Origin of the sequence: Brevibacillus sp. MCWH (assembly GCF_013096935.1) — a bacterium.
Classification (GTDB): Bacteria; Bacillota; Bacilli; order Brevibacillales; family Brevibacillaceae; genus Brevibacillus; species Brevibacillus aydinogluensis.
In genome coordinates, this window is record NZ_SDLF01000132.1 from 1 (window position 1) to 474 (window position 474).

1 protein-coding gene is annotated in these 474 nt (G+C 27.2%); it reads left to right on the forward strand.

The window, feature by feature from the left end; translation table 11 throughout:
* Positions 1–114 precede the first annotated feature (114 nt).
* On the forward strand, positions 115–474 hold a 360-nt coding region (locus ETC00_RS19725; protein ID WP_171567738.1), incomplete at its 3' end, for a hypothetical protein.

Genomic DNA, 474 nt, shown 5'->3' on the forward strand with positions numbered 1-474 from the left:
ATTTACGTGTCAAATGTTTAGACTTTAAAAGGAGCTTTCAGATATAATAAACAAAAATTAATTAATCCTTCAGATAAAGAGATTGTTGCATTTGTATTAGATGTGAAAGCTCGTTTGAACAGCTTAATGAGAAAAATATCAGTAGAATTTTATAAAAATCATCAAAACAGTATGTATTTAAATACTGAACAAGACAACTTTGATGAAGAAAACTATAGAGAGTCTGATAGTAACTCATATGCTGTGGAAAGAGTTACTAATACTGTCGTACTTAAACTTATTGTAGACGGTCCTGATACTAAAGTTATTAATACAGCAGCTAAGTTTTGTCAAGTTAGTGTTAATGAGTTGAGAAATTACGTGAATACTATTTTAACAAATGAAAACAGAGAAAAGATACGTGAACTAACAGAAAGTATTTTGTTTTTATATTTATTTGATTCTCAAAATACTGTAAGGGACATTAAATATAAT